The organism is Microbacterium sp. Leaf351, from assembly GCF_001423825.1.
Classification (GTDB): domain Bacteria; phylum Actinomycetota; class Actinomycetes; order Actinomycetales; family Microbacteriaceae; genus Microbacterium; species Microbacterium ginsengisoli.
In genome coordinates, this window is sequence record NZ_LMPK01000002.1 from 100,557 (window position 1) to 108,730 (window position 8,174).

At 71.4% G+C, this 8,174-nt stretch carries 9 protein-coding genes and 1 pseudogene; 2 read left to right on the forward strand and 8 right to left on the reverse strand.

The window, feature by feature from the left end:
* Positions 1 to 605 precede the first annotated feature (605 nt).
* The 7 genes and pseudogenes from ASG00_RS01000 to purL all read right to left on the reverse strand — a co-directional run.
* Positions 606 to 824 carry a hypothetical protein gene (locus ASG00_RS01000; protein ID WP_045247960.1) on the reverse strand — a complete coding sequence of 73 codons (219 nt, stop codon included), beginning with the start codon at positions 822 to 824 and terminating at the stop codon, positions 606 to 608.
* Positions 825 to 874: 50 nt separating this feature from the next.
* Positions 875 to 1,903 (reverse strand): hypothetical protein, encoded by a 1,029-nt coding sequence (locus ASG00_RS01005; protein ID WP_056206198.1) that lies wholly within the window; start codon positions 1,901 to 1,903, stop codon positions 875 to 877.
* 3 nt (positions 1,904 to 1,906) lie between these two features.
* Positions 1,907 to 2,296: an SHOCT domain-containing protein gene (locus tag ASG00_RS01010; protein ID WP_045247961.1), complete on the reverse strand. Its 390-nt coding sequence runs from the start codon at positions 2,294 to 2,296 to the stop codon at positions 1,907 to 1,909.
* Between the two features lie 138 nt (positions 2,297 to 2,434).
* Positions 2,435 to 3,193: a GNAT family N-acetyltransferase gene (locus ASG00_RS01015; RefSeq protein ID WP_082482958.1), complete on the reverse strand. Its 759-nt coding sequence runs from the start codon at positions 3,191 to 3,193 to the stop codon at positions 2,435 to 2,437.
* A 786-nt stretch (positions 3,194 to 3,979) separates the two neighbouring features.
* Positions 3,980 to 4,111, reverse strand: coding sequence for a hypothetical protein (locus ASG00_RS18665; RefSeq protein ID WP_048808975.1), 132 nt, complete (start codon positions 4,109 to 4,111; stop codon positions 3,980 to 3,982).
* Positions 4,108 to 4,585 (reverse strand): AIR synthase-related protein (locus ASG00_RS16145; protein ID WP_235559023.1); only part of this gene is annotated, 478 nt, incomplete at its 5' end. The genes ASG00_RS18665 and ASG00_RS16145, both read right to left, overlap by 4 nt.
* 2 nt (positions 4,586 to 4,587) lie before the next feature.
* Positions 4,588 to 6,391: pseudogene (gene purL, locus ASG00_RS01025) on the reverse strand (phosphoribosylformylglycinamidine synthase subunit PurL); the annotation flags it as partial.
* A 163-nt stretch (positions 6,392 to 6,554) separates the two neighbouring features.
* Between purL and ASG00_RS01030 the strand changes: the two are divergent.
* Entirely contained in the window at positions 6,555 to 7,016 is a 462-nt protein-coding gene (locus tag ASG00_RS01030) for a hypothetical protein (protein ID WP_056206202.1), read from the forward strand.
* An 86-nt stretch (positions 7,017 to 7,102) separates the two neighbouring features.
* Here the strand turns inward: ASG00_RS01030 and ASG00_RS01035 are convergent, their stop codons facing one another.
* A complete protein-coding gene (locus ASG00_RS01035; protein WP_162237863.1) occupies positions 7,103 to 7,639 on the reverse strand; it encodes a hypothetical protein in 537 nt (178 codons plus the stop codon).
* A gap of 179 nt (positions 7,640 to 7,818) precedes the next feature.
* On the opposite strand from ASG00_RS01035, the gene ASG00_RS16150 reads away from it, so the two are divergent.
* The coding region (locus tag ASG00_RS16150) for an RNA polymerase sigma factor (protein ID WP_268771841.1) at positions 7,819 to 8,174 on the forward strand (356 nt) is incomplete at its 3' end.

An 8,174-nucleotide genomic window follows, 5' to 3' on the forward strand; every position in this document is an offset into this window, starting at 1 on the left:
GCGCTCGATGGTCACCCGCGAGACCACCGAGCAGCGCGCCGACGCCGAGCGCGACGTGCGCGAGATGAACGCCCGCGTGCTCGAGTTCGAGGAGGCGCTCACCCGCCGTCAGGACGACGCCCAGCAGGAGTTCCTCGTGCTGCACAACCAGGCGGTCGCCCACGCTGAGCGCATCACCTCCGACGCCAACGAGCAGGTCGCCGCGTCGCTCGACCACGCGCAGCGCATCTCGGCGAAGGCCGATGACTACGAGAAGCTCATGCGCGCCCAGGCGTCGCAGATCGAGGCGGACAGCCAGCTCCGCGCCCGCGAGACCGTCGACAAGGCGAAGCTCAAGGCGCAGAAGATCGTCGACAGCGTGATCGGACACACCACGACGGTGCTGCGCGACGCCGAGGACCGCACGCGGCAGCTGCGCTGGCAGCAGCAGCAGCTCACCAGCTTCATGGCCGAGGTGCGCGAGCTCATCCGCCCCGAGACCGGTGTGATCTCCGAGGAGCCGGAGTTCGCGGCCGAGACGGAGTCGGCGACCGAGGAGGCCTCGACGACGGAGGAAGCCGTCGAGGGCGAGCACATCGAGTCCTGACGGCGCGCCAACGCCCCTGTCAGTCGCGACGTCGGCGTCGCACCAGATCGGATGCCGCGGCCACCAGGCCGATCGCCACGCCGGAGATCGCGATCCACATCCCGATACGGTGCACTCTCGCGCTGTCGTCGGCGAGCAGGTCGAGTCTGCCGGCGGCGATCATCACCATGACGCCGACGGCACAGGTCGCGATCGACAGGACGATGAGCGTGCGGCGGGCGCCGTCGGGGAGGATCACCTCTCGACGCTAATCGGCGACGCCGAGACGGTGCCGGGAGAATCCACAGCTCACGCCGTGGACGTCCTCGTGGTCCAGGTGCGCACCTTCGCCCGGATCGCGCGTGCCGGGCGCCAGGGGCCTGCGATCCACACCGCCACCGCACCGAGCACGCCGCCCGCGCACGTCCATGCCGCGACCGAGACCATGCCGTCGGTGACGACCGAGAACAGGGCCGCGGAGGCGGCATCCGAAATGCCCTGCGGAGCCAGTGCGGCGCTGACGATGGATGCCGCGACCGCGCGCCCGATGATGAGGATCAGCGTGCCGAGCGCGAGGGCGAGGCCGGCGACGACGGCCGCCCGGTGGCGGCGGCGGGCCAGCAGGATGCCCGCGACCAGGAGCACCGCGGCGGCGAACGGCAGCCACGCGCCGACGGCGACCGCGACCGCGTAGCCGGTCTGCGCGGTCGGCAGTGCATCGGCCTGGGCGATCGGGATGGTGCGCTGCACCGCCGGGATCTGCGCGGCGAACGGCACCTGCGAGTCGATGAGGTGCTGGCGGACCGCGGCGACGACGGGGCCGAGCTCGAGCCCGATGGTGCCGTCGGAGGCGACCGAGACGAGCGCGTTCGGGTCGCCCTGCATCGTCTTCACCAGCTGGGCGTGGGTGGTGCGCAACGCGGTCGAGAAGACGGTCGCGAACGCGTCGGATGCCACGAATCCCGCGACGTTCGTGCGCACGACCGACTCGAGGCCCTGCGCGGCGGGTCCCTTGAGGGCGTCGAGCGCCTGGGTTGCGAGAGGGCCGGTGCCGAGCGAGGTGATGCCGTCGATGACCTGGCCGGCGATCGCCGTGTAGTCCACGTGCTGGGCGATGACCGTCATCGTCGCGTCGGTGACGCTCTGCTGCACGGCGGGGTCGTGCGCGAGCGGGGCGTAGGCGGCGACGAACGCGTCGGTGTCGACGAGCTGCACCCGGGCCCAGCCCGTGATGATCGACAGCGGCGCGAGCACGAGCGCGATCGTGAGCACCAGCCCCGACGCGAACGACCGCCCCCAGGCGCGGGCGCGCGACGGGGACGGTCGTTCGTCGGTCATCGGTCAGCCCGCGAGCGCGCGCGCCTTGAGCGACTCGTACTCGGCTGCCGTGATCGTTCCGGCGTCGAGCAGCGCCTTCGCCTTCGCGATCTCATCGGCCGCGCTCGTTCCCGACACGGAGCGGATGTAGTCGTCGGCCGCCTCCTGCGCCTTCGTGGCCTGGGCGCGGCTGCGCTCGGCCATGCCCTGACCGCGCGCGATCAGGTAGACGAGGGCGGTCAGGAACGGCACGAAGATCAGGAAGAGGATCCACAGCGCCTTCCACCAGCCGTTGAGCGTGTGGTCGCGGAACAGGTCACCGATGATCGAGAACAGCGCCATCAGGTAGGCGACGAACACGAAGATCGACAGGAACCACCACAGGAGGCTCCCGAAGTTCGACAGGAAGTCCATGATTCTTACCCCTTTCGCCGGCGGGCACCGGCATCAACAGGTGCCCCCCGGCACCCGGTTTCAGTATGGCGGAAACCGGGTGCCGGCGTGGGGTTCGATCTGCGGCCCCCGACTGCTACGGCGACGTCGAGCGAGCGATCAGGACGGGTCGACCGCCGGTGTGCGCACTGCGGCGAACGTGGTGTGCCGGCGCAGGACGAAGCCGAGCCTCTCGTAGGCGGCGATCGCGCCCACGTTGGTCGCCGCCGCGTGCAGCAGCGCGCGGTCGCCGCGCTGCTGGATGTGGAACGCGACGTCGAGCACGAGCCGTGACGCGAGCCCCTGGCGACGATGGTCGGCATCGACCGACACCGCGCTGATCTCGGTCCAGCCGGACGGGTGCAGCCGCTCACCGGCCATGGCGATGAGGCGTCCGTCGCGGCGGATGCCGATGTAGCGTCCGAGCTCGTGGGTGCGGGGGAGGAAGGGTCCCGGCTGGTTGCGTTCGACGATCGCGAGCATCTCGGGCACGTCGTCGGCACCGAGCAGCACCGCTTCGGGCTCCGGGCGGGGCGAGAGGACGTCGGTCTCGACCAGCTGCACGCCCGACCCTCCGCCGAGCACCTCCCAGCCGTCCGGCAGTGCGTCGGGGGCGCCGTTGAGGCCGATCTCGGCCGACGGCCCGACCAGGCGGTGCAGTCGATCCCACACCCCGGGGTCGTTCCAGTCGCGCACCGCGACGAATGGCGCGACGTCGCCGGGATAGCGTCGCGCGAGATCGTCGCCGAGGGCGAATCGCGCGTGCGGGCCGGCCAGGGAGAACCATGCCGGGTTGTCGAGCACCTGCACGTCACGCGCGGACAGCCGCGGCGTCGGAGCCGCCGCGGCGGGGGAGGAGGTCGGGGGAAGGGAGCTCACGCGCTCATTCTCGGAAGCTCCCGCCCGGGCCTACANNCCTTCGGCGCGGTGATCTCGAGGGCGACCTTCTTCTCGAGCACGTCGAGCGCCTCGTCGGAGAGCGAGATGAGCCCGTCGAGCTCCTCGCGCACCCGCTGGTAGGCGAGCTGGCGCTCGGCGGGCGTCGCGGCCTCGTCGACGGCGACCGTCAACAGCTGCTGCGCCGTGTGCAGGCGCTTGCGCTCTGCCTCGGTGAACCCGGAGTCGCGCAGGCGTCGTGCATCGCGCTCGGCGAGATCGAACGCGACCTCGTAGTCGGTGACGGCCTCGCGGTACTCGCGCAGCTCGTCCGCGGACACCTTGCGACCTTCGGCGGGCCGCAGCCGGTCGGCCTTCTTCCCGGCGCGCAGGAACGCGGCCGTGAGCGGCTGACGACCGTCGCTCATCGCGGGGTACGCGATCGCCTTCGAGACATCCAGCTCGTAGTCGAGCCACCGCCGGCGCACATCGTCGTGATCGGCGAACAGCTGGGCGAGCGGGGAGAGCGCGGCATCCTTCTGCGCGGGACGCGCCGAGCCGACGGCCTTCGGATCCTTCCGGGCGGCGATCTGCGCCGCCCGGATCTCGCCCTTCGTGCGCAGCACCTCGAGGCGTCGTTCGTGGCGCCGCCGGGCATTGCGCTCCCAGCCGCGGCCGGCCGCCGCGACCACCCCGAACAACGGGAACGCCAACCACCAGTAGTGCGCGGCGAAACCCCAGAACTGGTCCACGCCCTCATCGTAACCGCGCCCGCGCGCGGCCCGCGGGTCAGTGGATCAGCAGCGAAACGACGGTCGCGCCGCCGCCGACGAGCACGAGCGCGATGATCACGACCCACGCGACGATGCGCGTGCGGGTCGTGTAGGGGCGCTCGCCCAGGTCATCGGGTGAATCGCTCATCGCACGACCTCCGGCTCCGTCACGATCGCGCCGAACGCGGCCGGCAGCGTGCCGGTCGACAGTGCCCGCAGCTCGGGCACCGGCAGGGTGAACAGGCCCTGCACCTCGAGGGCGCTGGCCGAGCCGTCGGCGGGGGCGTCGGTCACGCCGATGCGCAGCACCGGGTAGCCGCGCCCCTCGCAGAGCCCGCGGAACTTGACGTCCTCCTCGCGGGGCACGGTCACGAGCACGCGGCCGGTCGACTCCGAGAACAGGGCGGATGCCGCATCCACCCCGTCGCGCTCGATGATCTCCGTCAGCCACACCCGCGCGCCGACGCCGAAGCGCAGCACGCCGTCGGTGAGGCTCTGCGCGAGCCCGCCCTCGGACAGGTCGTGGGCGCTGGAGACGAGACCCTGGTCGCCCGCTGCGCGCAGAAGCTCGGCGAGGCGCTTCTCGGCCGCGAGGTCCACCTTCGGCGGGCGGCCGCCGAGGNNAGATGTTCTCGCCGGCGTCCTGCCAGCCCGACGGGATGCGCGCCGCGACGTCGTCGATGATGCCGAGCACGCCGACGACGGGGGTCGGGTGGATCGGGGTGTCGCCGGTCTGGTTGTAGAAGCTCACGTTGCCGCCGGTGACGGGGATGCCGAGCTCGAGGCAGCCGTCCGACAGGCCCTCGACGGCCCGTGAGAACTGCCACATGACCTCGGGGTTCTCGGGGCTGCCGAAGTTGAGGCAGTCGGTGACAGCCGTGGGCACGGCGCCGGTGACGGCGACGTTGCGGTAGGCCTCGGCGAGGGCGAGCTTCGCGCCCTCGTAGGGGTCGAGCTGGCAGAAGCGGCCGTTGCAGTCGGTCGCGATCGCGAACCCGAGACCCGACTGCTCGTCGACGCGAACCATGCCCGCGTCATCGGGGAACGAGAGGGCCGTGTTGCCGAGCACGTAGTAGTCGTACTGGTTCGTGACCCACGAGGCATCCGCGAGGTTCGGGCTCGAGACCAGCGCGGTGAACTGCGCACGCAGGGTGTCGGCGTCGGCGCTGCGCTCGAGGGCGGCGGCGGAATCGTCCTGCAGGGCGTCGATCCACGTCGGGTAGGCCACCGGACGCTCGTAGACCGGACCGTCGACCGCGACCGTCGAGGGGTCGACGTCGACGATCTTCTCGCCGTGCCAGAAGATCTCGAGACGACCGTCGCCGGTGACCTCGCCCAGCACGCTCGTCTCGACGTCCCACTTGCCGGTCACAGCCAGGAACTCGTCGAGCTTCTCGGGGCGCACGATCGCCATCATGCGCTCCTGGCTCTCGCTCATGAGGATCTCCTCGGGCGTGAGCGAGGGGTCGCGCAGCAGCACCTTCTCGAGGTCGACGCGCATGCCCGAGCCGCCGTTCGCGGCGAGCTCGCTCGTGGCGCACGAGATGCCGGCGGCGCCGAGGTCCTGGATCGCCTCGACCAGCTCGTCGCGGTAGAGCTCGAGGCAGCACTCGATGAGCACCTTCTCGGCGAACGGGTCGCCGACCTGCACGGCCGGGCGCTTGGTGGGGCCGCCGTCGGCGAACGTGTCGGACGCGAGGATGGATGCCCCGCCGATGCCATCGCCGCCGGTGCGGGCGCCGAACAGCACGACCTTGTTGCCGGGGCCGACCGCGTTCGCGAGCTTCAGGTCGTCGTGGCGCAGCACGCCCACGGCGAGCGCGTTGACGAGCGGGTTGCCCTGGTAGACCGCGTCGAACACGGTCTCACCGCCGATGTTCGGCAGGCCCAGGCAGTTGCCGTAGAACGAGATGCCGCTGACGACGCCGTGCACGACGCGGGCAGTGTCGGGGTGATCGATCGCACCGAAGCGCAGCTGGTCCATGACGGCCACCGGGCGCGCGCCCATCGAGATGATGTCGCGCACGATGCCGCCGACGCCGGTCGCGGCGCCCTGGAACGGCTCGATGTAGCTCGGGTGGTTGTGCGACTCGACCTTGAAGGTCACCGCCCAGCCCTCGCCGATGTCGACGACGCCCGCGTTCTGGCCCATGCCGACCATGAGGCGCTCGCGCATCTCGTCGCTGACCTTCTGGCCGAACTGGCGCAGGTAGATCTTGCTCGACTTGTAGGAGCAGTGCTCGCTCCACATGACCGAGTACATCGCCAGCTCGCCGCTGGTGGGACGGCGGCCGAGGATCTCGCGGATCTGCGCATACTCGTCGGGCTTGAGACCGAGCGCCGCGTACGGCTGCTCCTTCTCGGGGGTGGCTTCGGCGTCGGCGACGGTGTCGGCGATCTTGCCGAGGGGAGCGGCGGGGGTGCTCACGCGGCTGGTCTCCAAGAATCGAGGGCTGCCGGGGATGCGGCAAGTCTAGCCGGGGCGCGCGCCGGCGCACCCGTGCCGGACGCGCGTGAGGATCGGGCGCGCGGGCGCATGGGATCCGTGAGGGGCGGGGGATGCGGCATCCCGTCGCCCCTAGACCGGAGTCATGACACTCACCTCCCTGTTGCCCACCCTGCGCGACTCTCTGCCGGCGCCCCTCGCGGGCGACGCCTGGCCCGCCCGCACCCACGCGACCACGCGCGACGTCGTGATCGCCGGCGTCTCGGTGCTGCGCTACGCGGAGCTGTGCGGCACCCCGTGCGTGACGACGGCGCCCGCGATCGTGCCGCTGTCGGGCGGCGTCCCCTCGGCGACAGCGTCGACGAGCGTGCTCGTGGCGGCGGTCACCGGTTGCGACGACGGGATGCTGCGCCTCGACGCCCGTCTCGACGAGCTCGCGCCGTGCTGGGCCGAGGCCCGACTGCTCGGGCGCATCTCGCACGCCGCGGAGCGCCGGTGGCGGCTGGGTGCCTGCACCGTGGTGCTGCCCGCCGACCTCGGTGTCGGCGATGTCGTCGCGCTGCCGTGCCCGGGCGCCGTCGGGCTCGGCGACATCCGTCCGCGGTGAGCCTGCTCATGACGGTGCTGCGGGCGCGGCGGTGCGAGCAGCGGCGACAGAGCGCTGACAGACGAACGGGATGCCGCGGCATCCGCTCAGTAGACGACCTGCACCGAACGCGTCTGGTCGTTCATGACCGCGCCGACGTAGCTGCTCGATGACGCGAAACCGACGCTCGACCCGGTGAACGACGTGTTCTGCCACACCTTGACCCGGCAGCTCGAGAAGCCCTGGAACGAGCTCACCCTGCCGTACCAGCCGACGCCGATGTCGGCGACGCCGCGCACGCCGACCGCCGACGAGCAGCCAGATGATCCCCACACCTCGTAGTACGCGCCGCCGTAGTCGGCGTTGTCGTAGAGCCGCGCGAGCAGGTAGCTGACCGTCGTCGCACGACCAGCGTCGGTCTCGTCGCCGTCGACGATCGTGTAGCCGGTCTGCGCGGTCACTGCGGCGTGGAGGTCATCGCCCGCGGGGGCGCAGATCGTGAGCCCGGTCTCGAGGAAGACGCCGCAGTTCTCGCCGCCCCCGGCATCCGCCCGGGCCGGCGTCGCCGAACTGACTACGAGCGCGGCACCGATCAGCACACCCACCAGCTCTGCGACATGACGCCGCGCGAAACGTTCCCCCATCATCTCCCCCTGATGATCGGCCCTTGCGAGGGCTCCCCGAGCCGATCGTGGCGCACGGGCGCCTGCCGGGTCAAACCCGCGCGCAGCGGGCATCCTGGTGCGGAGGCCGTCGTGCGGGAGCCGCGAAAAAAAGTCCAGAAGAATCTGAGACGAATCCGAGGCGACGGGCATTACCAGGTATGACGGCTGAGCTGAGCGCGACGGAGACCGATGTCTCCGACGACCGCGCGCTGCTCGCGGCCGTCTCCACGGGCGACTCCCGCGCGTTCGGCGCGCTGTACGACCGTCATGTCGCCACCGTCTACCGGTTCGCCGCGAGCCTCGGCCTCGACCCCCACGCCGCGGAGGACGTCACCCAGGACGTCTTCGTGGTCGCGTTCGAGAAGGCCCAGGCGATCCACCTGGTCGGCGGCTCCACGCTGCCGTGGCTGCTCGTCACGTGCCGCAACGTCTCCCGCTCGCACATCCGCAAGCGCGTGCGGGACCAGCAGCGATCGACCGATCTCGACGACACCGTGGCCACCCGCGCCCTCGG